This window comes from Kaistia sp. UC242_56 (assembly GCF_044452255.1).
GTDB classification, from domain to species: Bacteria; Pseudomonadota; Alphaproteobacteria; order Rhizobiales; family Kaistiaceae; genus Kaistia; species Kaistia defluvii_A.
In genome coordinates, this window is record NZ_JBIOAN010000002.1 from 1,565,318 (window position 1) to 1,587,363 (window position 22,046).

The 22,046-nt window shown below is 67.2% G+C and carries 20 protein-coding genes; 15 read left to right on the plus strand and 5 right to left on the minus strand.

The features are described 5' to 3' along the window. Nucleotides 1-42: 42 nt before the first annotated feature. From groES to ACHMWQ_RS10015, 4 genes are all read left to right on the plus strand, one after another. Nucleotides 43-351 carry a co-chaperone GroES gene (groES, locus tag ACHMWQ_RS10000; RefSeq protein WP_266333589.1) on the plus strand — a complete coding sequence of 103 codons (309 nt, stop codon included), beginning with the start codon at nucleotides 43-45 and terminating at the stop codon, nucleotides 349-351. Between the two features lie 66 nt (nucleotides 352-417). Continuing rightward, nucleotides 418-2,058 (plus strand): chaperonin GroEL, encoded by a 1,641-nt coding sequence (gene groL / locus ACHMWQ_RS10005; RefSeq protein WP_354552746.1) that lies wholly within the window; start codon nucleotides 418-420, stop codon nucleotides 2,056-2,058. 86 nt (nucleotides 2,059-2,144) lie between these two features. Next, nucleotides 2,145-2,447 (plus strand): BrnT family toxin, encoded by a 303-nt coding sequence (locus ACHMWQ_RS10010; protein WP_266333593.1) that lies wholly within the window; start codon nucleotides 2,145-2,147, stop codon nucleotides 2,445-2,447. Then, a complete protein-coding gene (locus ACHMWQ_RS10015; protein WP_396307353.1) occupies nucleotides 2,431-2,691 on the plus strand; it encodes a BrnA antitoxin family protein in 261 nt (86 codons plus the stop codon). Before ACHMWQ_RS10010 ends, ACHMWQ_RS10015 begins: the two co-directional genes overlap by 17 nt. 91 nt (nucleotides 2,692-2,782) lie before the next feature. Here ACHMWQ_RS10015 and ACHMWQ_RS10020 read toward each other — a convergent pair whose 3' ends face one another. Continuing rightward, nucleotides 2,783-3,688, minus strand: coding sequence for a hypothetical protein (locus ACHMWQ_RS10020; RefSeq protein ID WP_396307354.1), 906 nt, complete (start codon nucleotides 3,686-3,688; stop codon nucleotides 2,783-2,785). A 464-nt stretch (nucleotides 3,689-4,152) separates the two neighbouring features. On the opposite strand from ACHMWQ_RS10020, the gene ACHMWQ_RS10025 reads away from it, so the two are divergent. Next, nucleotides 4,153-4,995 (plus strand): alpha/beta fold hydrolase, encoded by an 843-nt coding sequence (locus tag ACHMWQ_RS10025; protein WP_396307355.1) that lies wholly within the window; start codon nucleotides 4,153-4,155, stop codon nucleotides 4,993-4,995. A gap of 123 nt (nucleotides 4,996-5,118) precedes the next feature. Here ACHMWQ_RS10025 and ACHMWQ_RS10030 read toward each other — a convergent pair whose 3' ends face one another. After that, the gene (locus ACHMWQ_RS10030; protein WP_396307356.1) at nucleotides 5,119-5,583 is read right to left on the minus strand and encodes a nucleoside deaminase; all 465 of its coding nucleotides are present in this window, start codon (nucleotides 5,581-5,583) and stop codon (nucleotides 5,119-5,121) included. A gap of 104 nt (nucleotides 5,584-5,687) precedes the next feature. Between ACHMWQ_RS10030 and ACHMWQ_RS10035 the strand changes: the two genes are divergently transcribed. The 4 genes from ACHMWQ_RS10035 (at nucleotide 5,688) to ACHMWQ_RS10050 (ending at nucleotide 10,681) form a co-directional block, all read left to right on the plus strand. Further along, on the plus strand, nucleotides 5,688-7,304 hold the full coding sequence (locus ACHMWQ_RS10035; RefSeq protein ID WP_396307357.1) for a pseudouridine synthase: 1,617 nt from the start codon (nucleotides 5,688-5,690) through the stop codon (nucleotides 7,302-7,304). Then, entirely contained in the window at nucleotides 7,285-7,842 is a 558-nt protein-coding gene (rsmD, locus tag ACHMWQ_RS10040; protein ID WP_396307358.1) for a 16S rRNA (guanine(966)-N(2))-methyltransferase RsmD, read from the plus strand. Before ACHMWQ_RS10035 ends, rsmD begins: the two co-directional genes overlap by 20 nt. An 81-nt stretch (nucleotides 7,843-7,923) precedes the next feature. Continuing rightward, nucleotides 7,924-9,354: a M16 family metallopeptidase gene (locus tag ACHMWQ_RS10045; protein WP_396307359.1), complete on the plus strand. Its 1,431-nt coding sequence runs from the start codon at nucleotides 7,924-7,926 to the stop codon at nucleotides 9,352-9,354. 19 nt (nucleotides 9,355-9,373) lie between these two features. Beyond that, nucleotides 9,374-10,681 carry a M16 family metallopeptidase gene (locus tag ACHMWQ_RS10050; protein ID WP_396307360.1) on the plus strand — a complete coding sequence of 436 codons (1,308 nt, stop codon included), beginning with the start codon at nucleotides 9,374-9,376 and terminating at the stop codon, nucleotides 10,679-10,681. A 112-nt stretch (nucleotides 10,682-10,793) separates the two neighbouring features. Here the strand turns inward: ACHMWQ_RS10050 and ACHMWQ_RS10055 are convergent, their stop codons facing one another. Further along, nucleotides 10,794-12,623 (minus strand): monovalent cation:proton antiporter-2 (CPA2) family protein, encoded by a 1,830-nt coding sequence (locus ACHMWQ_RS10055; protein ID WP_354552758.1) that lies wholly within the window; start codon nucleotides 12,621-12,623, stop codon nucleotides 10,794-10,796. A gap of 257 nt (nucleotides 12,624-12,880) precedes the next feature. Between ACHMWQ_RS10055 and ACHMWQ_RS10060 the strand changes: the two genes are divergently transcribed. The 6 genes from ACHMWQ_RS10060 (at nucleotide 12,881) to lpxK (ending at nucleotide 18,467) form a co-directional block, all read left to right on the plus strand. Further along, on the plus strand, nucleotides 12,881-14,224 hold the full coding sequence (locus ACHMWQ_RS10060; protein ID WP_396307361.1) for a TldD/PmbA family protein: 1,344 nt from the start codon (nucleotides 12,881-12,883) through the stop codon (nucleotides 14,222-14,224). Nucleotides 14,225-14,228: 4 nt separating this feature from the next. Beyond that, entirely contained in the window at nucleotides 14,229-15,044 is an 816-nt protein-coding gene (locus ACHMWQ_RS10065) for a 3'(2'),5'-bisphosphate nucleotidase CysQ (RefSeq protein WP_396307362.1), read from the plus strand. A 38-nt stretch (nucleotides 15,045-15,082) separates the two neighbouring features. Continuing rightward, nucleotides 15,083-15,319, plus strand: a complete 237-nt coding sequence (locus ACHMWQ_RS10070) for a DUF4170 domain-containing protein (protein ID WP_266332886.1) — start codon at nucleotides 15,083-15,085, stop codon at nucleotides 15,317-15,319. An 82-nt stretch (nucleotides 15,320-15,401) separates the two neighbouring features. Further along, complete coding sequence (locus tag ACHMWQ_RS10075) at nucleotides 15,402-16,142, plus strand: lysophospholipid acyltransferase family protein (protein ID WP_354552763.1); 741 nt, start codon at nucleotides 15,402-15,404, stop codon at nucleotides 16,140-16,142. Continuing rightward, nucleotides 16,135-17,454, plus strand: a complete 1,320-nt coding sequence (locus ACHMWQ_RS10080; RefSeq protein WP_396307363.1) for a 3-deoxy-D-manno-octulosonic acid transferase — start codon at nucleotides 16,135-16,137, stop codon at nucleotides 17,452-17,454. The genes ACHMWQ_RS10075 and ACHMWQ_RS10080 overlap by 8 nt, the downstream gene beginning before the upstream one ends. Further along, nucleotides 17,451-18,467, plus strand: coding sequence for a tetraacyldisaccharide 4'-kinase (lpxK, locus tag ACHMWQ_RS10085; RefSeq protein ID WP_396307364.1), 1,017 nt, complete (start codon nucleotides 17,451-17,453; stop codon nucleotides 18,465-18,467). Before ACHMWQ_RS10080 ends, lpxK begins: the two co-directional genes overlap by 4 nt. A 729-nt stretch (nucleotides 18,468-19,196) precedes the next feature. Here lpxK and ACHMWQ_RS10090 read toward each other — a convergent pair. After that, complete coding sequence (locus ACHMWQ_RS10090) at nucleotides 19,197-20,624, minus strand: FAD-binding oxidoreductase (protein WP_396307365.1); 1,428 nt, start codon at nucleotides 20,622-20,624, stop codon at nucleotides 19,197-19,199. A 215-nt stretch (nucleotides 20,625-20,839) separates the two neighbouring features. Continuing rightward, nucleotides 20,840-22,024 carry a DUF3300 domain-containing protein gene (locus tag ACHMWQ_RS10095; RefSeq protein WP_396307366.1) on the minus strand — a complete coding sequence of 395 codons (1,185 nt, stop codon included), beginning with the start codon at nucleotides 22,022-22,024 and terminating at the stop codon, nucleotides 20,840-20,842. Nucleotides 22,025-22,046: the final 22 nt, after the last annotated feature.

Consider the following 22,046-nt stretch of genomic DNA (forward strand, 5'->3'; position numbering starts at 1 on the left):
TGGTCCGGTCCGGATCGCCCTGCACGCGAGGAGAGAACAAACATGGCATTCCGTCCTCTGCACGACCGCGTCGTCGTCCGCCGCGTAGCGTCGGAAGAGAAGACTGCCGGCGGCATCATCATCCCCGACACCGTCAAGGAAAAGCCGCAGGAAGGCGAAGTCGTCGCTGTTGGCCCCGGCGCTCGTGACGAGGCTGGCAAGCTGGTCGCTCTCGACGTCAAGGCCGGCGACCGCATCCTGTTCGGCAAGTGGTCGGGCACGGAAGTCAAGATCGACGGTGAAGAGCTCCTGATCATGAAGGAGTCGGACATCCTCGGCGTTATCGAAGGCAAGGCCGGCAAGGGCAAGTAAGCCGCGCGGGGTCCGCCCCAGACGCGAATTACGTTTGTCTGCCACAACCTCCAAGGAGCTCATTCAATGGCTGCTAAAGAAGTAAAGTTCTCCGCCGACGCGCGCGAAAAGATGCTGCGCGGCGTCGATATCCTCGCCAACGCTGTCAAGGTCACGCTCGGCCCCAAGGGTCGTAACGTCGTCATCGAGAAGTCGTTCGGCGCTCCCCGCATCACCAAGGACGGCGTTTCCGTCGCCAAGGAGATCGAGCTCGAGGATCGTTTCGAGAATCTCGGTGCGCAGCTGGTTCGTGAAGTCGCTTCCAAGACCAACGACAAGGCCGGCGACGGCACCACCACCGCGACGGTTCTCGCTCAGGCGATCGTCAAGGAAGGCGCCAAGTTCGTCGCCGCCGGCATGAACCCGATGGATCTGAAGCGCGGCATCGATATGGCCGTGACCGAAGCCGTCAAGGATCTCGTCGCCCGCTCGAAGAAGATCAAGACGTCCGAGGAAGTCGCTCAGGTCGGCACCATCTCCGCCAATGGCGAGAAGGAAATCGGCCAGATGATCGCTTCGGCGATGCAGAAGGTCGGCAACGAGGGTGTCATCACCGTCGAGGAAGCCAAGACCGCCGAGACCGAGCTCGAAGTCGTCGAAGGCATGCAGTTCGACCGCGGCTACCTGTCGCCGTACTTCGTCACCAACGCTGAGAAGATGGTGGCTGAGCTCGACGACCCCTACATCCTTCTGCACGAGAAGAAGCTCGGCAACCTGCAGGCGATCCTTCCGGTCCTGGAAGCTGTCGTCCAGTCGGGCAAGCCGCTGCTGATCATCTCGGAAGACGTCGAAGGCGAGGCCCTGGCCACGCTCGTCGTCAACAAGCTCCGTGGCGGCCTCAAGGTCGCAGCCGTCAAGGCTCCGGGCTTCGGCGATCGCCGCAAGGCCATGCTCGAGGACATCGCTGTCCTGACGGCTGGCCAGGTGATCTCGGAAGATCTCGGCATCAAGCTCGAGAACGTCACGCTCGCTCAGCTCGGCCGCGCCAAGAAGGTCACGATCTCCAAGGAGAACACGACCATCGTTGACGGCAACGGCAAGAAGAAAGAGATCGAAGCCCGCGTCAACCAGATCAAGGCTCAGATCGAAGAGACGACCTCGGACTACGACAAGGAGAAGCTCCAGGAGCGTCTCGCCAAGCTCGCAGGCGGCGTCGCGGTCATCCGCGTCGGCGGCGCGACGGAAGTCGAAGTCAAGGAGCGCAAGGACCGCGTCGACGACGCGCTGAACGCAACCCGCGCCGCTGTCGAAGAAGGCATCGTCCCGGGCGGCGGCACGGCTCTGCTGCGCGCCAAGAAGGCTGTCGAGAAGCTGAAGTCCGAGAATCCGGACATCATGGCAGGCATCAAGATCGTGCTGCGCGCGCTTGAGGCTCCGATCCGTCAGATCGCCGAGAATTCCGGCGTCGAGGGTTCGATCGTCGTGTCGAAGGTTCTCGAAGGCAAGGGCGACTCGTTCGGCTTCGACGCCCAGAGCGAGACCTATGTCGATCTCGTCGCTGCCGGCATCATCGATCCGACCAAGGTCGTCCGTACCGCTCTGCAGGATGCGGCTTCCGTGTCCTCGCTGATCGTCACGACCGAGGCGCTGATCGCCGACAAGCCCAAGAAGGACTCGGGCATGCCCGCAATGCCTCCGGGCGGCGGCATGGGCGGCATGGACTTCTAAGAAGTCCTACCTCTCGAAAATACGAAAGGGCGCGGCGCAAGCCGCGCCCTTTTTCGTTTCGGGGCCTATGATGATAATATACGTCGATGATCGACTTCTCCGGGATCGTCGGCTTCGATTGGGATAGCGGCAACGACACGAAAAGCGCTGCCAAGCACGGCGTTTCTGGCTCCGAGGCCGAGGAAGTGTTCTTCAACCAGCCGCTTCTGGTCGTTGGCGATCCCGCGCACAGCCAAGACGAGGTGCGGCTCCACGCGCTTGGTGTCACCCATTCGGGGCGCAGGTTGCAGATCACCTTCACGCTGCGGGGAGGTGGGACGTTGATCCGGGTCATATCTGCCCGCGACATGAGCGAGAGGGAAAGGCGCCGCTATGAACAGGAAGCTTGAGCCCATCCCGTCCTTCAAGGACGAGGCGGAAGAGCGTGCCTTCTGGGAAAGCCATGACACGGCGGACTATGTCGACTGGGCCCAGGCGGCACGCGTCGTCCTGCCGAATCTGAAGCCGACGACGACGTCGATTTCGCTGCGCTTGCCGGTGAGCATTCTCGACCGCATCAAGGCCGAAGCGAACAAACGCGACGTGCCCTATCAATCGCTGATCAAGACGTGGCTGGCCGAAAAAGTGGGCTGAGCGTCCCCAGGGATGGGCGGGGCGCGGCGCAAGCCGCGCCCTTTTTCGTTTCGGGGCTTTTCGGGGGTGGATTTGTTTCGCCGCCCCAGCCTCAGTTTGGCGGCCTGGGCGGATTGGTCTTCGGGTAAGTGTGGGCCACCTCGACCGAGGAGACCCGGTCGCCGAGACCGAAATCGGACAGCTTGTAGAGCCCCGGCGCACTGAGTGTGCGCTTGGCGCCCTGGGCAAAGCGCGGGTCGCTGAAATCATGGTCGTAGACCGTGATCGAATAGCGGCCCTTGGCCGGCTTCGGCAGGTACAGACTGCTCATCGTGTCATTGGCAATGCCGATATCGGCGACGCCGAAGCGATAGATGTCCTGGGTGGACTGCTTGAGCATGCCCGGATTGCCGGGAACGATCGTCCAGAGATCGCGCCGCGACACACGCCGGCTGTCGGCCAGATCGAGCCGCGCCTGCCTTCCCAGCCCCAGATCATGCTCGAAGACCTTGATCTCGCCGCCCCAGGGGAACGGAAAGTTCGTCGTATCTTCGATGCTGGGCTTGCCCGGGGCGGGGATTTCCGGGGCGTTGACATATTCGAGCGAGACGATGTCGAACGAGACCTGGACGTTGAGGGCGGTATCGGAGCCCTTTGCGACGATGGTCCAGGTCGAATAGGGGCCGACCTGGTCGAGGTCGATCCACAGATCGTCCTTAGCGCGGTCGTCGGGGTCCAGCCATTGCGGCCCGTCGCGCTCGATCGCCACCAGCCGCACCTTGAAGCGGTTGTTGACGACGCGCGGGTAGATCATCGGCTGGATCTGGTCGCCGAAATAGCCATGGGCGGGGATGAGGTCGCTGGGGCCCTTGTCGAACAGCCGAAAGGCTTCCCGACCCTCGAACCAGAGATACCACTCCAGTTCGTGATCATGGTTCCTGGCTTCGGAATAGTTGTTGGGCATCCAGCTGGTCAGGCGGACGCTGAGTTCCTTGGCGAGCACGGTTTCCCTCCGCATCTAGACGGCTCGCCCCCCTATGCCTCCCATACTGTCAGGAAATAGGGGGCGTCGCTATCCGTAACGTAAGCTGCACCTGGCCTCCGGATGCCGCCCCTGCTCGATCCGGCTCGCACATACCAAGGTATGACGCCCTGAACCGAGTGTAGGATTCTGCGTCACCTGGCCATCGCCTAGCTTGTCCATGCGAGTTCACCGCATCGGAGACAAAGGGCCATGAGCACGACGACATTCCCGCCACGCCATCGGGCCTGCGCCCCGGCGCATCGACAGGAAGCGACCCGCCGGTCGCCCGCTCCCGAGAGGGGATGCCGATGACCTCGCCCGCCAATCGCCCGCACCTTCGCCTCACCCGGCGCGAGGTTTTCGCCGGAACGGCCTTCCTGGCCGCGGCGACCATCCTTCCCAAGGGCGCGCTTGCCCGCACTGCAGCCTTCAACCCCGGTTCCCAAGGAGAGACTCCCATGAGCAGCGGCTTCATCAAGACCAAGGACGGCACGGAAATCTATTTCAAGGACTGGGGCAGCAAGGACGCCCAGCCGATCGTGTTCCATCACGGCTGGCCGCTCTCGGCCGATGACTGGGACGCCCAGATGCTGTTCTTCCTGGCGAATGGCTACCGCGTCGTCGCCCATGACCGCCGGGGCCATGGCCGCTCCTCGCAGGTCGATACCAACAACACGATGGACCAGTACGCCGCCGACGCCTCGGTCGTGGTCGAGCATCTCGATCTGCGCAATGCCGTCCATATCGGTCACTCGACCGGCGGCGGCGAAGTGGCGCGCTATGTCGCCCGCTACGGCCAGCCGCAGGGCCGCGTCGCCAAGGCCGTGCTGGTGAGCTCGGTTCCCCCGCTGATGCTCAAGACCGCCAGCAACCCCGGCGGCACGCCGATCGAGGTGTTCGACGGCTTCCGCAAGGCGCTGGCCGGTAATCGCGCCCAGTTCTACCGCGACGTCGCCTCGGGCCCGTTCTACGGCTTCAACCGTCCGGACGCGAAGGTTTCGCAGGGCATCATCGACAATTGGTGGCGCCAGGGCATGATGGGCGGGGCGCTCGCCCAGTATGAAGGCATCAAGGCCTTCTCGGAAACCGACCAGACCGAGGATCTGAAGGCGATCACCGTGCCGACGCTGGTCACCCAGGGCGATGACGATCAGATCGTGCCCTATGAGGACGCTGCGCTGCTTCAGGCCAAGCTGCTCAAGAACGCCACGCTCAAGATCTACAAGGGCTTCCCGCACGGCATGCTGACCACCCATGCCGACGTGATCAATCCGGACCTGCTGGCCTTCGTGAAGGCCTGAACCGGAACCGACGCGATCGAGGAGGGCGGAGAGATCCGCCCTTCCTTTCTTTACTTGCAGGGGAGGCCAGGGCAGGCGTCTTGGCACTCGGGTCCGCGATGCCGGATGGGTGCAGCGCTGCCCTTAGCGGCGGTCCCGGAAGAACTGCCGCAGCATATCGGCCGATTCGCTTTCGGCGATGCCGCCATAGACATCCGGCGCGTGGTGGCAGGTTGGCTGGCTGTAGAAGCGCACGCCGCTCTCGACCGCGCCGCCCTTCGGATCGGGCGCGGCATAATAGAGCCGGCGGATGCGGGCGAACGAGATCGCCGCCGCGCACATCGGGCAGGGCTCCAGCGTCACATAGAGATCGCATTCCGGCAGCCGCTGCGATTGCAGCGTGGCGCAGGCGGTGCGGATCGCCAGCGTTTCGGCATGCGCGGTCGGGTCATTGAGCTCGAGCGTGCGGTTGCCGTCGGCGGCCAGCACCACGCCGTCGCGCACGATCACCGCGCCGATCGGCACCTCGCCGCGCGCCGCCGCCTTGCGCGCCTCGTCCAGCGCCAGGCTCATGAAGGAGGGCGCGCCGCCCGTCATTTCCGCTCGCATGGCTCGAATTGACCACCCATTTTCGTCCTGTCGCATTTTGTTTGCACGAAGCCGTATCCACCCGGCCGCAAAATGCTCTAAGGAACCGTTTCAAGGATGGATAGATGAAGCCGCCGCAGAAACGCACGAAGGACAGCCCCGCGCAAGACGACGCCGAGCACGACCGCATCGCCAAGGTATTGGCGCGCGCCGGACTCTGCTCGCGCCGGGACGCTGAACGATTGATCGAAGAGGGACGTGTCGCCATCAATGGCCGCGTCCTGACCAGCCCGGCCGTGAATGTCGGCCCGCACGACCGCGTCACGGTCGATGACGAGCCGCTTCCCACCAAGGAACGCACGCGGCTGTGGCTCTACCACAAGCCGAAGGGTCTGGTGACGACAGCGCATGATCCGGAGGGCCGCCCGACCGTGTTCGACGCGCTGCCGGAACATCTGCCGCGCGTCATCGCCATCGGCCGCCTCGACATCAACACCGAGGGGCTGCTGCTTCTCACCAATGATGGCGGCCTTGCCCGCGTGCTGGAGCTGCCCTCGACCGGCTGGATGCGGCGCTACCGCGTCCGCGCCTGGGGCGACATCCTGCAGCCCGATCTCGACAAGCTGAAGGACGGCGTGTCGATCGACGGCGTGATGTATGGCGCCATCGAAGGCATTCTCGACCGCATCCAGGGTTCCAACATCTGGGCGACGATCGGTCTGCGCGAAGGCAAGAACCGCGAAGTGAAGAAGGTGCTTTCGAGCATCGGCCTCGACGTGAACCGCCTGATCCGCATCTCCTACGGCCCGTTCCAGCTCGGCGACCTGCCGGAAGGCGAGGCCGTCGAGATCAAGGGCCGCGTCCTGCGTGACCAGCTTGGCGAAAAGCTGGCGCAGGAATCCGGCGCGGATTTCGACGCGCCCCTGCGCGAGGAAGAGGAAGCCGCCCGCCGCAGCAATCGCAAGTCCGGCGGCCGAACCGTCCGCCGTGGCCCGATCAAGCCGCTCGCCCAGGTCAAGCCGACCAGCGAACGCCCGGTTCGCGTCGATCCGCGCCGCGTCGAGGAAGCCGAGACCGGCGAGCGCCGTGGCGGTCGTCCCGTCTCCGAAGCGCGCCGAAACCGAGACGAGCGCCCGGCCGAAGGCCGCGCCCCGCGTGGCGAAGGCCGCCGTGGTCGCGACGAGCGCCCCGCCGAGGGTCGTGCAGCGCGTGGCGAAGCGCGCCGTGGCCGGGACGAGCGTCCCGCCGAGGGCCGTGCGCCCCGTGGCGAGGGCCGGCGTGGCCGTGGCGAACGCGGTGCCGAGGGCGAGGCTCCGCAGCGGACGTCGCATCGCGGTGCGGCCCGGGGCAGGGGCCGTGGCGAGCCCGCCGCCGAGGGTGGCGACAAGCGCGATTTCCAGGATGGCCGCCGTTTCGAGGGTAGCCTCCGCAATGCGCGGCCGGTCACCGGCCGCAATCCCGATGGCGACCGGCCGGCGCGCGGTCCGCGCGGCGGCGTGGTCAAGAGCGGTGGCCGTCCCAGTTCAGGTGGCGCCCCCAAGACGGGCGGCGGCGCGAAGGCCGGCGGCAAACCGGGACGCTCGTTCGACAAGCGCCCGGTAACGGGCCGTAATCCGGACGGCGACAGGCCGCGCGGCGGCCGGGGCGGCAAGCCCTCCGGCGGCGGCGGTGGCAAGCCTTCGGGTTCGGGTGGTTCAGGCAGCAGGTCGGGTGGTACGGGTCGTGCGGATCGTCGCCGGTGAGTTTCGGGGCCGCTCGCTTGCGGCCCCGCGTACGCAGACGATCCGGCCGACGGCCGACAGACTGCGCGAAAGTCTCTTCAACGTGCTTGCGCACGCCTATGACGACGTCGTGGTCGATGCCCGCGTGCTCGATCTCTTCGCCGGCACCGGCGCGCTCGGGCTCGAGGCGATCTCGCGCGGCGCGCGCTACGCCATCTTCGTCGAGGAAGGCGTCGAGGCGCGCGGCCTGATCCGCGACAATATCGAGGCGTTCGGCCTGACGGGCCGGACCAAGCTGCTGCGCCGCGACGCGACCAAGCTCGGCCCGGCCGGCACCGTCGATCCCTTCCAGCTCGTCTTCGCCGACCCGCCCTATGGCCGTGGCCTTGGCGAGGCGGCGCTGCAATCCGCTGTCGAGGGCGGCTGGCTGGCCCCCGGCGCGCTCGTCGTGCTGGAAGAAGAAGCCAAGGCCCAGATCGCCGATATTCCGGGCCTCGAACGGATCGAGACGCGCCAGGCTGGGGACAGTCAGCTTATCTTTCTGAAATTTAATGTTTGATTGCGACATTAAAGTCGCAATCTAGCCACAGCTGCCGCATAGCTTGACCCTCAAGTGGCACGCCGAGCAAATCGAGGGTCAATGGCCTCTATTCTCCAGTCGAATCTGGCTGCGCTAAAGCGCGGACCAGCCGCCCTGTTCATCGCCGTCACGATCGGCATGGCAGCTCCAGCCCTCGCGGAAGACAAGCCCGCGACTCCGGCCCAATCCCAGACGAGCCAGATCCCGCGCATCGCGCCGGATGCCAGCACGTTCAAGCTGGCCAATGGCATGGAAGTCGTGGTGATCCCCGATCACCGCGCCCCGATCGTTACCCACATGGTCTGGTACAAGATCGGCGCCGCCGACGATCCGGCCGGGAAATCCGGCATCGCGCATTTTCTCGAACATCTGATGTTCAAGGGCACCAAGAATCATCCCGCCGGCGAATTCTCAGCCCGGGTCTCCGAGGTGGGCGGCGTCGAGAACGCCTTCACCACGGCCGATTCGACTGCCTACTTCCAGACGGTCGCCAAGGAACAGCTCGGCATGGTGATGGGCTTCGAGGCCGATCGCATGCAGGGCCTGCAGCTGACCGACCCGGTCGTGCTGCCCGAGCGCGACGTCATCCTGGAAGAGCGGCGCATGCGCACGGACAACAATCCGTCCGCCCAGCTCAGCGAGGCGATGAACGCGGCGCTGTTCCAGAACCATCCCTACGGCATCCCGATCATCGGATGGGAGCATGAGATGGCCGGGCTGACGCGCGAGGACGCCGTTGCCCAGTATGAGCGCTATTACACGCCGAACAATGCGATCCTGGTGGTCGCCGGCGACGTGACGGCCGACGAAGTGAAGAAGCTCGCCGAAGATAGCTATGGCAAGCTGCCGCGTCGTTCCGAGCCGGCGCCGCGCAAGCGGCCGCTCGAGCCCCAGCCCCTGACCGAACGTTCGCTCGTCCTGCGCGACCAGCGGGTGAGCCAGCCTTACTGGAACCAGGTCTACCTGGCCCCGTCCTATGTTTCGGGCAAGCCCGGCGAGGCCGAGGCGCTGGATATCCTTTCCGACGTGATCGGCAGCGGCGCCACCAGCCGGCTCTATCGCAGTCTGGTGGTCGAGCAGGCGATCGCCTCGGGCGCCGGCGCCTATTACTCCGGTGATGGCCTCGACTATGGCCGGCTCGGCTTCTATGCGTCGCCGCGCGGCGACGTCTCGATCGAAAAGCTGAGCGCTGCGGTCGACGCGGTGCTGGCCGACGTGCGCGAGCATGGCATCACGGCCGAGGAGCTGGCGCTGGCCAAGAAGCGCACCCGCGCCTCGACGATCTACAGCCAGGACAGCCAGTCCTCGCTCGCCCGGATCTTCGGCTCCGCCATGGTGTCAGGCCAGTCGCTTTCGGACGTGCAGGATTGGGCCCGTCGCATTGACGCGGTGACGCTTTCCGACGTCTCGCAGGCCGCCGCGAAATATCTCGACAAGCGCCGCTCGGTCACGGGCACCCTTTTGCCAGCACCGGCCGATGGCCGCAGCTGATCGTCAGAGGAAACATATGATGGCAAACCTACTGGCACGGCTCGGCCTCGCTTTCATCGGGCTGGTGATACTGGCTCCGGCGAGCCAGGCGATCGAGATCCAGCGCGTCGTCAGCCCCGGCGGCATCGAGGCATGGCTCGTGGAAGACTATGCGGTGCCGATCGTCGCGGTGAACTTCGCCTTTTCCGGCGGCACCTCGCAGGACCCGGCCGACCGGCCCGGCCTCGCCAATATGCTCTCCGGCCTGCTCGACGAGGGCGCCGGCGACCTGGACAGCAAGGCGTTCCAGGCCAAGCTCAACGACCTCTCGATCGGGCTCTCCTTCGACGCCGGCCGCGATGACTTCTTCGGCACGCTGAAGACGCTGGAGGAGAACAAGGACGAGGCCTTCTCCATGCTCGCCCTGTCGCTGCAGAAGCCTCGCTTCGATGCCGAGCCGATCGAGCGCATCCGCGCCCAGATCCAGGTGAGCATCAACGAGTCCAAGAAGGATCCGGAATCGGTCGCCAGCGCCACGATCCGCGCCACGGCCTATCCCGGCCACCCCTATGCCCAGCCGCCGGAAGGGACGGTCGAGAGCATCGCCGCCATATCGGCCGACGATCTGAAGAACTACCGCGAGCGGATCTTCGCACGAGACAATCTGAAGGTCGCCGTCGTTGGCGCGATCGACGCCAAGAGCGTTGGTGCCATGCTGGACCAGGTGTTTGGTCCGCTGCCGGCAAAGGCCAAGCTGACCGACATCCCCGATACGATCCCCAAGGGCGGCACGGCGGAAGTCGACATGCCGAATCCGCAGACGGTGATCACCTTTGGCGGCCCCGGCCCGCGTCGCGACGCGCCGGACTTCATGGCTGCCTTCGTCGCCAACCACATCCTGGGCGGCGGCACCTTCTCGTCCCGTCTGTATGAAGAGGTGCGCGAGCGCCGTGGCCTGGCCTATTCGGTCGGCACCATGATGCTGCCGTTCCGCCACTCCGCCGCCATCTCCGGCAACACCGCCACCCGCGCCGACCGCGTGGACGAGACGGTGGGGCTGATCAAGAGCGAGATGGCCCGGATGGCCAAGGACGGCCCGACCGAGGAGGAACTCGCCAAGGCGAAGAGCTTCCTGGTCGGCTCCTACGCCCTGCGCTTCGATTCCTCGTCCAAGATCGCCCGCCAGCTGCTGGCCATCCAGCTCGACAATCTGGGCATCGACTACATCAACAAGCGCAACGACATGGTGGATGCGGTGACGCTCGACGAGGTCAAGCAGGCCTCGCAGAAGTACTTCACCGACGGCACCAGCCTGATCGTCCGCGTCGGCCCGCACGACAAGAGCTGACCTAAGGACAGGACTTTTCACCTCTCCCTCAGGGAGAGGTGAAGCCCTACTTGCGACAAACAAAAAAGGGCCGGGAAACATTCCCGGCCCTTTTTGCATTTCGGAGGTCTCTTCAGTCCACCGGCTCGGCTGTGGCCGATTCGGCTTCCTTGTTGAGTGCCTTCGCCTCGCGCTTCGGCACGGTGAGCGGCTCGGGCTCCGGCTTGAACGCCTTGGTGACGAACAGGTCGCGCCCGGCCGACAGCAGGCCGCCGGCCTGCTGCGCCGCGAGGCGCGCGGCGTCGCGGCTGCGCAGGCTTTCCGAGATCGATTCGATTCGCTCGGGCGCGACGCCCAGGCCTTCCAGCGCCGAGGCGCCGAAGGTGAAGGCCGATTCCAGCGTCTCGCGCATCTGGTAGGTCACGCCCTTCTTGAGGAGCCGCAGCGTATGGCCGCGGTCATAGGCGCGCACATAGAGCTGCACGAAGGGGAATTCCGACTGGATCAGCTCGACGATCTTGTCCGTCACCTCCGGCTTGTCCGTGCAGACCGCCACGATCTGCGCCCGCTCGATGCCGGCGGCGTGCAGCACGTCGAGGCGGGTGCCGTCGCCGAAATAGACCTTGAAGCCGAAGCGCGAGGCCGCCCGGATCATCTCGGCGTCCGAGTCGATCGCCGTCACGTCGACGCCTTCGGCCAGCAGGAACTGCGCCGAGATCTGGCCGAAGCGGCCGAAGCCGATCATCAGCACCCGCCCGCCCGCGCCCTCGAAATCCTCCTCGATCTGTTCGGGCGTCGCCGGCGGCAGCAGCCATTTCAGCGACAGCACCGCCAGCGGCGTCAGCGCCATCGAGATGATGACGGTGGCGGTCAGCATGGCGTTGACCTCGCCGGTGAACACGCCGCCGGCCGTCGCCGCCGCATAGAGCACGAAGGCGAACTCGCCGCCCTGGGCCAGCATGGCGGCGCGCGCCATCGCCTCGGCATGGTCGGCCTTGAGCACACGCGCCACGACATAGATGCCGACGGCCTTCAGCGCCATGTAGGCGACGACGCCGATCGCGATCATCTGCCAGTGGCGGGCGATGACGCCGAGATCGAGCGACATGCCGACGCTGAGGAAGAACAGGCCGAGCAGGATGCCGCGGAACGGCTCGATATCCGCCTCGAGCTGGTGGCGGAAGCTCGATTCCGACAGCAGCACGCCGGCCAGGAAGGCGCCCATCGCCATCGACAGGCCGCCGATCTGCATGGCGAGCGCCGCGCCCAGCACGACCAGCAGCGCCGCGGCCGTCATCACCTCCCGCGCCTGGACATTGGCCAGGATGCGGAACATCGGATTGAGAAGCCAGCGCCCGGCCGCGATCAGCGCCGCCAGCGAGGCAATGGCGATCAGGATGGAAATCCAGCGCGACTGCGCCTCACCGTCCGACCCATGCGTGCCGAGCAGCGCAACGATCGCCAGCATCGGCACGATGGCGAGGTCTTCCAGCAGCAGGATCGAGATGACGCGCTGGCCGGCCGGCGTCGCCGTGTCGCCGCGCTCTTCCAGGATCTGCATGACGATGGCGGTGGAGGAGAGCACGAAGCCCATGCCGGCGATGAAGGCGACGGCCGGCGGGAAGCCGGCGACGATGCCGAGGCCTGTGAGCAGCGCGCTGCAGGCGACGACCTGCGCCAGGCCGAGCCCGAAGATCTCGCCGCGCAGGCTCCACAGCCGCGATGGCCGCATTTCCAGCCCGATGATGAACAGGAACAGCACCACGCCGAGCTCGGCGACATGCAGGATCGACTGCGGATCGGTGAACAGTTTCAGGCCATAGGGGCCGATCACCAGGCCGGCGGCGAGATAGCCGAGCACCGTGCCGAGGCCGAGCCGCTTGGAAATGGGAACCGCGATCACGGCCGCGCCGAGCAGCGCCACCAGCTGGACGAGATCGGTGCCTTGGGTATCGACCGACATGAGGGGCCTCGGCTTTGGGGGCTTTCACGATGGAACGGTAGTTCGATCCGCGCAAGGCGCGAGACGGGCATGCGAACCGATTGGGCAGGTGTGGCGCCGGAGGCTGCAGCCTAGCGCGCGCCTCTTGAAACCATGGTGACGGGGCTTAGGGCAATCGCCTGCGAAAAGCGAGCCCATCCGCCGCATAGATGCCACGATCCTGGCGGGGTTGTCGGTACCGCCTTCGATCCCTACTAAAGGGGCAACGGAGAAGAGCCATGACCGCGCTGCCTGACCAGTCCCGCCTTGTTGAAACCGCCGCCAAGCTCGTCGAGGCCGCGAAGCGGGCCGGCGCGGATGCCGCCGACGCCGTCGCGTTCCGGCGCATCGGCCTTTCGGTCGATATCCGCAATGGCGCCGTCGAGGAGACGGGGCGTTCGGAGGGCGACGAACTGGCGCTGCGCGTCTTTGTCGGCAACCGCCACGCCAGCGTTTCGACCAATGGCCTCTCGCCGGCAGACGAGCTGGCGATTCGCGCCGTCGCCATGGCGAAGGTGGCGCCGGAAGACCGGTTCGCGGGCCTCGCGCCGGCCGATCGCCTGGCGAAGTCGTTCCCCGAACTCGACCTGCTCGATCCTTCCGCCCCTTCGGCCGAGGACCTGATCGATCGCGCGACGCGGGCCGAACAGGCCGCGCTCGCCGTGCCCGGAATCGCCAAGTCGGGCGGCACCTCGGCCGGCTGGTCGCTGTCCGGCGCCGTGCTGGTGACGTCGCATGGCTTCACCGGCGCCTATATGGGCTCGCGCCACAGCGTCTCCGCCACTGCCATCGCCGGCGAGGGCACCGGCATGGAGCGCGACTATGACAGCGCGTCGAAGATCCACGCTTCCGATCTGCCCGACCCGGCCGAGATCGGCCGCCGCGCCGCCGAGCGCGCCGTGCGCCGGCTGAACCCGACCCAGATGCCGACCGGCAGCGCCACGGTCGTCTACGATCCGCGCGTCGCGGTCAGCCTGCTCGGCCATCTCGCCGGCGCCGTCAATGGCAGCGCCATCGCCCGCAAGACCAGCTTCCTGCAGAAGGCGCTGGGCGAGGCGATCTTCGCGCGCGGCATCCGCATCACCGACGACCCGCTGCGCGTGCGCGGCCTTGCCTCGCGCCCGTTCGACGGCGAGGGCGTCGCCGCCGAAGCGTTCGACCTGGTCACCGACGGCGTGCTGCAGCGCTGGTTCCTCGACAGCGGCACGGCCCGCGAACTGGGCCTCGAAACCAATGGCCGCGCGGTCGGCGGCGGCAGCAACCCGCACCCGAGCGCAACCAACCTGACGCTGCTGCCCGGCGACAAGACGCCGGCCGAGCTGATCGCCGACATCGGCGACGGGCTCTATGTCACCGAGCTGATCGGCCATGGCGCCAATGGCGTCACCGGCGATTACAGCCGCGGCGCCGGTGGCTATCGCATCCGCAACGGCCAGCTGGCCGAGGCGGTCAGCGAGATCACCATCGCCGGCAACATGCGCGACATGTTCCGCCGCCTGATCGTCGCCAACGATCTCGAATACCGCTACGCCTTCAATTCGCCGACCGTCGCCATCGAGGGCATGATGATTGCCGGGCGCTGACATCTTGGCGGACCGGGCCGCCGATCTGGCGTTGCTGATCGCGGCGGCGCGCGAGGCGGGGCAGATTGCGCTCGGCTATTTCAAGCGCGATCCGAAGGTCTGGACCAAGGGCGCTAATTCGCCCGTCACCGAGGCGGATCTTGCGGCCAACCATGCCCTGCACGCCACGCTGACCGCGGCGCGGCCGGACTATGGCTGGCTGTCGGAGGAGAGCGCCGACACGCCGGATCGCCTCGACCGACGCCGCCTGTTCGTCGTCGACCCGATCGACGGCACGCGCGGCTTCATCGACGGCAATCCGGATTGGTGCGTCTCGGTCGCGCTGGTCGAGGATGGCGCGGCCGTGGCGGCGGCGCTGTTCGTGCCGGCGCGCGAGGAACTGTTTGAGGCGACCGCCGGCGGCGGCGCCCGCCTCAATGGCGAGGCCATCCGCGTCAGCGACCGCCAGGCGCTGGAAGGCGCGCGGATCGCCGGTCCGGCGCGCCATTTGCGCGCCATGGCTGGGCACGGCATGGACCCGCGCGAGCGGCGTTTCACGCCCTCGCTCGCCTATCGCTTCGCGCTGGTAGCCTGCGGCCGTGTGGACGTCGCCACGGCGCGTCCCGGCGCCTATGATTGGGATCTTGCAGCAGTGGACCTTTTGGTGCAGGAAGCAGGCGGAACGCTGCGCGATCTCGAGGGCGCGCCGCTTCGTTTCAATGACGTGATACCGCGTCATCCGGCCCTGATCGCCTCGACGCCCGGGCTCGCTTCGGCGGCCATGGCCATCATCGCTGAAGCCGAGGCCGCGCACGAGGCTTCGGGACCCGGCGCGCTCTAAGCGTGCCTTATCGGTTAGGACTAGGAGACGGCGGCATTATGCCTGGAACGGACAAGCAACTCCTGCATCTGGTGTTCGGCGGCGAGTTGAGCTCGGTCGGAACGATGGAGTTCTCCGACCTGTCGAAGCTCGACATCGTCGGCATCTACCCCAACTACAAGACCGCCTATGATGCCTGGAAGAAGGCGGCGCAGGGCTCGGTCGACAGCGCCCAGACGCGCTATTTCATCGTGCACCTGCACAGGCTGCTCGACCCCGACGCAACGGCGGGCTGAGCCGACGCCTCCGCGCCCACGGCGCTGCTGGCGGGAAATGAAACCGCCGCGATTGCGGCGGCTGGAAGGGACGGATCGTATTTTGGCGGATTCTCAGGCCAAGAGGCGCGCCAAGCGCCCCAGCCTCCTCAAGAGGATTGGAACGTCGGACCAGGTCACGCGGCTGGCCGGCCGGAGCGCGGCGGCCTATCTGCGCTTTGTCCGGCGCACCAGTACGCTGGAATTCGAACCGAGCGAACCCTACGAGTTCTTCGGCCACCTGCTGCCGGGCATCGTCGCCATGTGGCATGGCCAGCACCTGATGGTGCCGTTCATTCGCCGCGAGGGCCATGACGTCCGCGTCATGATCTCGAAGCACCGCGACGGCGAGATCAACGCGATCGCGGCCGAGAGCCTTGGCCTCGGCACGGTGCGCGCCTCGGCGGCGCGCTCCTCGTCGCGCGTCATCGAGAAGGGCGGCCTGCGCGGCTTCCTGGAAATGAAGGCGGCGCTGGCGCAGGGCGCGACGGTCGCGATGACCGCCGATCTCTCCAACCAGCGGTCGCGCCGCGCCGGCCCCGGCATCATCAAGCTGGCGCGCGCCTCCGGACGGCCGATCGTGCCCGTCGCGGTGGCGACCAGCCGGCATTTCGTCATCAAGAACTGGGACCGCACGACGGTCAATCTCCCCTTCAGCAAGGGCATCTGCGTCTTCGGCGTGCCGATCTACGTCCCGGCGGATGCGGACGATGCGCTGGTCGAGCAGAAGCGGGTCGAGCTCGAGGACGAGCTCAACCGCGTGACGGAGCGGGCTTACCAACGCGTCGGCAGGCAGAATGACTGAGCGCGCCGGAGCGGCCCTAACCGCCTATCGACTGGCTGGTTATGCCGCTTTGCCGCTGGTGCCGCTGCTGCTTGCCTATCGCACGGCGAAGGGCAAGGAAGATCCCGCCCGCCGCCAGGAGCGCTATGGCCGCGCGACGCTGAAACGGCCAACCGGCGCCCTGGTCTGGGTTCATGCCGCCAGCGTCGGCGAAACCAATGCCGTGCTGCCGCTGGTCCGTCGCATCGTCGAGGAAGGGCTGAACGTGCTCTTCACCACGGTGACGGTGACGAGCGCGGCGGTGGCCGAGCAGCGCCTGCCGCGCGGCGCGTTCCATCAATATTCGCCCCTCGACATCACGCCGATCGTCAATCGCTTCCTCGACCACTGGAAGCCCGATCTCGCCATCTCGGTCGAATCCGAGATCTGGCCGACCAAGATGACCCGGCTCGTCGCCCGCAATGTGCCGCAGATCTTCGTCAATGCCCGCATGTCCGAACGCTCCTTCAAGCGCTGGCACAAGATCGAGGCCGGCAAGGGCGGGCTGTTCGGCAAGGTGACGATGGCGCTGGCCCAGAGCGAGGGCGATGGCGAACGCCTGGCGGCGCTCGGCGTCCGGGACGTGCGCGTCACCGGCAATCTGAAGTTCGACGTGCCGCCGCCGCATGCGGCTCCGGAACGGGTCGAGGAAGTGCGTCGCGCCGTCGAGGGGCGCTCGGTCTTTGTCGCCGCCTCAACGCATGAGGGCGAGGAGGAGGGGATCGCCGCGGCGCATCGCGTGCTTCGCCACCGCCGCACGGAACTCCTCACCATCATCGTGCCGCGCCACCCGGTGCGCGGCCCGGCGATCCGCGACATGCTGGCCGCCAAGGGGCTGGACGTCGCGATGCGCAGCGCCGGAGAGCCGATCACGCCCAAGACCGACATCTACCTGGCCGACACGCTGGGCGAACTCGGCATCTTCTACCGCGTGGCGCCGATCGCCTTTGTCGGCGGCACGCTGGTGCCGGTCGGCGGCCACAACCCGATCGAGGCGGCGCAGCTCAACGTCGCCATCCTGCACGGGCCGCATGTGCACAATGCTGCCGAGATCTATTCGGCCCTCGACCGCACCGGCCGGGCCGAGGTGATCCGCAGCTCCGAGCAGCTTGCCCGGGTGCTCGACGACCTCTTCGCCGACCCGAACGCCATGCGGCGGCGCGCCACCAAGGCGGCCGAGGCCCTGGCGCCCTTCACCGGCGCGCTCGACGCGACGATGCGGGCGCTCGTGCCCTATCTGGAGCCGCTGGCGATCACCGCGCGGCTGCGAGAACGCGAGGGTTCGCCGCGATGATCCGCCCGCCGCGCTTCTGGTCGTTGCAGCGGCTTTCGGTGCCATCGCTGCTTCTGGCTCCCGTGGCCGGCCTCTATGGCTGGGTGGCGGGCCGGCGGATGCGCCGCAAGCCGAAAGCGACCGCCACCGTTCCCGTCATCTGCGTCGGCAATTATGTCGTCGGCGGCGCCGGCAAGACACCGACGGCGCTGGCGCTGGCCCGCATTGCCCGCGCGCAGGGTCTCAATCCCGGATTCCTGACGCGCGGCTATGGCGGTTCGGCGCGCGAGCCGCTCCTGGTCAACCCGGACCTGCATGACGCGGCGCGCGTCGGCGACGAGGCGCTGCTGCTGGCCGAGGCCGGGCCGGTCGTCGTCTCGCCGGACCGTCCGGCCGGGCTGCCGCTGCTCGAGCGGGCGGGCGTCGACCTGATCATCATGGATGACGGTTTCCAGAACCCGTCGCTGCGCAAGGACCTGTCTCTGATCGTCGTCGATGGCGCGACGGGGATCGGCAATGGCCGCGTGTTTCCGGCCGGGCCGTTGCGGGCGCCGCTGCGCACGCAGCTGATCCGCACCGATGCGGTGCTGATCGTCGGCGACGGCAAGCCCGGCGATCGCATCGTCCGTCGCGCCGCGCGGGCCGGCAAGGTCATCCTGAAGGCGAAGCTCGAGCCGGCTGCGATGCAGGTCTGGGGACCGCGCTCCTTCCTGGCCTTCGCCGGCATCGGCAGGCCGGAGAAGTTCTTCAACACGCTGGACCGCGCCGGTGTGCCGCTGGCCGACGTCAAGGCGTTTCCCGATCACCACGCCTATACCGCCGAGGACGCCCGCAAGCTGCTGGCCCGGGCCGATGCCGAGACGCTCGACCTGATCACGACGAGCAAGGATCACGCCCGCCTCGCGCGCCAGGAAGGCGACCTCGCCAGGCTGCGCGAACGGACGCGGGTGTTCCAGGTGCGGATGCATTTCGAAAACGAAGCCCGCATCGCCGCGCTGATCGCGGAGACGGTTCGCCGGGTCGCGACGCGCTAGAGACCGTCATCGCTCGGGGGATGAGAACTACCAGCTTTTCTATCCTTCAATCCCGCTCCGCCAACATCCTGAGGCGCTTCGCGCCAGCGAAGCCTCGAAGGAGGATCTAGCGGGCCTCCATCTTGCAGGCCTGCGAGATCGGACCGGCGTTTCCTGGACCCTCCTTCGAGGCCCGGCTTTGCCGGGCACCTCAGGATGATGGTCCAGTTCCGGGCCGGAGACACGTGAGGCTGAGAAGGGAGGCGCCGGGCGCGCAGACTGCCCGCTTCTTCTCTCTCAATCCCGCTCCGCCATCATCCTGAGGCGCTTCGCGCCAGCGAAGCCTCGAAGGAGGATCCAGCGGGCCTCCATCTTGCGGGCCTGCGAGATCGGACCGGCGTTTCCTGGACCCTCCTTCGAGGCCCGGCTTTGCCGGGCACCTCAGGATGATGGTCGAGTTCTGGACCAAAGACTCGAGAGGCTGAGAATCGAGGCGCTCGGGCGTGCAAATGGCCAGCTTCTTCTCTCTCCATCCGCTCCGCCATCATCCTGAGGCGCTTCGCGCCAGCGAAGCCTCGAAGGAGGATCCAGCGGGCCTCCATCTTGCAGGCCTCGAGATCGAATCGGCGTTTCCTGGACCCTCCTTCGAGGCCCGGCTTTGCCGGGCACCTCAGGATGATGGTCCAGTTCTGAACTAGAGACACGTGAGGCTGAGAAGGGAGGCGGCGCGACGGTCAGTGGCAAACCGCGCTAGCTGCGCAGCATCTTGCCCGGGTTGAGGATGCCGTTCGGATCCAGCGCCTGCTTGATCGAGTGCATCATCGCCATCGCCACCGGGCCCTTGGCCGCCGGCAGCAAATCGCGCTTCAGGCGACCGATACCGTGTTCGGCCGAGATCGAGCCATTGTAGCGCGAGACGATGCCGTGGATCAGCGCGTTGACCTCGTCCCAGCGATCGAGAAACGCCTGCTTGTCGGCGCCGACCGGCTGGGAAATGTTGAAGTGGATGTTGCCGTCGCCGAGATGGCCGAAGGGCACGGGCCGACAGCCGGGAATGAACGCCTCGATCGCGGCGATCGCCTCGCTCAGGAAAGCCGGGACGCTGGCGACCGGCACCGAGACGTCATGCTTGATCGAGCCGCCCTCCGGCTTCTGCGCTTCCGACATGCCATGCCGCATCCGCCAGAACATGGCGCGGTCGGCGAGCGACTGGGCGATCGCCGCGTCGGCGACCACGCCCTGCTCGAAGGCGGTGCCGAGAATATCCTCGATCGCCCCCCGCGCCGCCTCGTCCGAATGGCCGGAGGAGATTTCGAGCAGCGCATACCAGGGGGCCACCGTGCCGACCGGGTCGCGCGAGCCGGGGATATGACGCAGCACGAAATCGACGCCGATGCGCGGCATCAGTTCGAAGCCGGTCAGGTCATGGCCGGCGCGGTCTCGCGCCAGATTGAACAGGGCCAGCGCCGCGGCCGGATCGGAAAGCGCCGCGAAGGCGACGGCCTGGCCCTTGGGGCGCGGATAGAGCTTGAGGACGGCGGCGGTGACGATGCCGAGCGTGCCTTCGCCGCCGATGAAGAGCTGCTTCAGGTCATAGCCAGTATTGTCCTTGCGCAGCGCGCCGAGCCCTTCCCAGATCCGGCCATCCGCCAGCACCACTTCGAGGCCGAGCACCAGGTCGCGCATGTTGCCGTAAGCGAGCACGGCGGTCCCGCCGGCATTGGTCGAGATGTTGCCGCCGATCCGGCACGAGCCTTCGGAGCCGAGCGAGAGCGGAAACAGCCGGCCGGCTGCCTCGGCGGCGCTCTGCACGTCGGCGAGGATCGCGCCGGCTTCCGCCGTCAGCGAATAGCCCTCGGCATCCACGGCGCGGATCCGCGTCATGCGGTCGAGCGAAAGGACGATCTCGGTGCCGCTCGAATCGGGCACCTGGCCGCCGACCAGCCCGGTATTGCCGCTCTGCGGCACGATCGCGGTGCGCGTCTCATTGGCGAGCGCGAGAATGGCGGAAACCTGGCCGACCGTCTGCGGGCGCAATACCAGCGGCGTCTCGCCCAGATATTTGTCGCGCCATTCCATCCGGTAGGGATGGGTCGCTTCGGGGTCGGTGAGGGCGCCGCCCGGGCCGACCAGGGCGGCGAAGCGGGCAAGAAGGTCTGGCGTCGGGTGGTTCAGCATGATGGCAGGTTCGGTCCTTGCTTGGCGACAAGCAGGATACCCGGCCCGCGGCTCCGGTTGGAAGCCATGTGGGCCGTCAAAAAAACGCCGGCCTGCAGGAGCAGGCCGGCGAGCCAGACTGGATCTTTGTCCCCATGGGCGGACCATGCCGAGTGCAGCGTCCGCCTCCGGGGGAAGGGTGGCGCGGTTGCGCGCGCCACCCTCATCCTGCGCAGCTACCGGCGGCAGTTGTCCTGACCGGGCCGGCAATTGCGGTTGCGGTTCTGCGGCTGCCGGTTGCGGTTCTGGTTGTTCGGCCGGGCATTCTGCTGTGGCCTTGCATTCTGCCTTGGCCGCTGCTGCGGCCGGGCATTCTGGTTCGGCCGCTGCTGCGGACGCGCGTTCTGGTTCGGCCGCTGTTGCGGACGGGCGTTCTGGTTCGGCCGCTGTTGCGGACGGGCGTTCTGGTTCGGCCGCTGTTGCGGACGGGCGTTCTGGTTCGGCCGCTGCTGCGGGCGAGCATTCTGGCCCGGCCGCTGCTGCGGACGGGCATTGTCCGGACGCGACGGACGGGTCGCCTCGGGCCGGTTCGGGCGGTTGGGCCGGTTCTCGGCACCCGGGCGTCCCGTCTCGGGACGGTTCGGACGCGAGTTCGCGGGCCGCTCGGGCCGATTCGGCCGTCCGGTCTCGGCGCCCGGACGTTCCGGGCGAACGTTCGGCCGATTCGGACGACCCGTTTCCGTGCCGGGCCGCTCAGGACGGTTCGGACGACCGGTTTCGGTGCCGGGCCGATTCGGGCGGCCAGTCTCCGTGCCGGGACGGTTCGGACGATTGTTGTCGCCGGGCCGGTTCGGGCGGTTGTTCTCTCCCGGACGGCCGGGGCGGTTGTTGTCACCCGGACGGCCAGGCCGGTTGTTGTCGCCAGGACGACCGGGGCGGTCGGGGCGGCCATTGTCGGGGCGACCCGGACGGTTGGGCCGATCGGGGCGATTCGGCCGGTCCGGCTGCCAGGCGCCGGGCGGGCGCGGCCGCTGCGGCGGGCCGGGACGCCAGCCCGGGGTGCCATGCCAATGATGGGTAACCCAGACATTGTTCCAGCCGCGATTGTTCCAGCCCCAGCGGTTGTTCCAGGCCGAGCCGACCAGGATCGCCGTGCCGAAGACCAGCGCGCCGGTGGCGGCGGTGGTGAACACATCGGCCGAATTGTAGACGGGGACGTAGATGCGCTCCGGCTGGGCCGGGGCGATCGAGATTACGCGCGGCGCGTTCGAGGTCGCCGGCTCGACGGTGACGACCTGCTGCGGCGTCGTCTTCAGATTGCCGACCTTCTCCGCCTGCGCGCGCAGGAGCTGGATGACGGTGGCGACGTCCTCGGGCTGGCGGTCGAAGGCGAAACCGAGCGAACTCGGTCCAGTCTTCATGATCGACCAGCATCTCGATCAC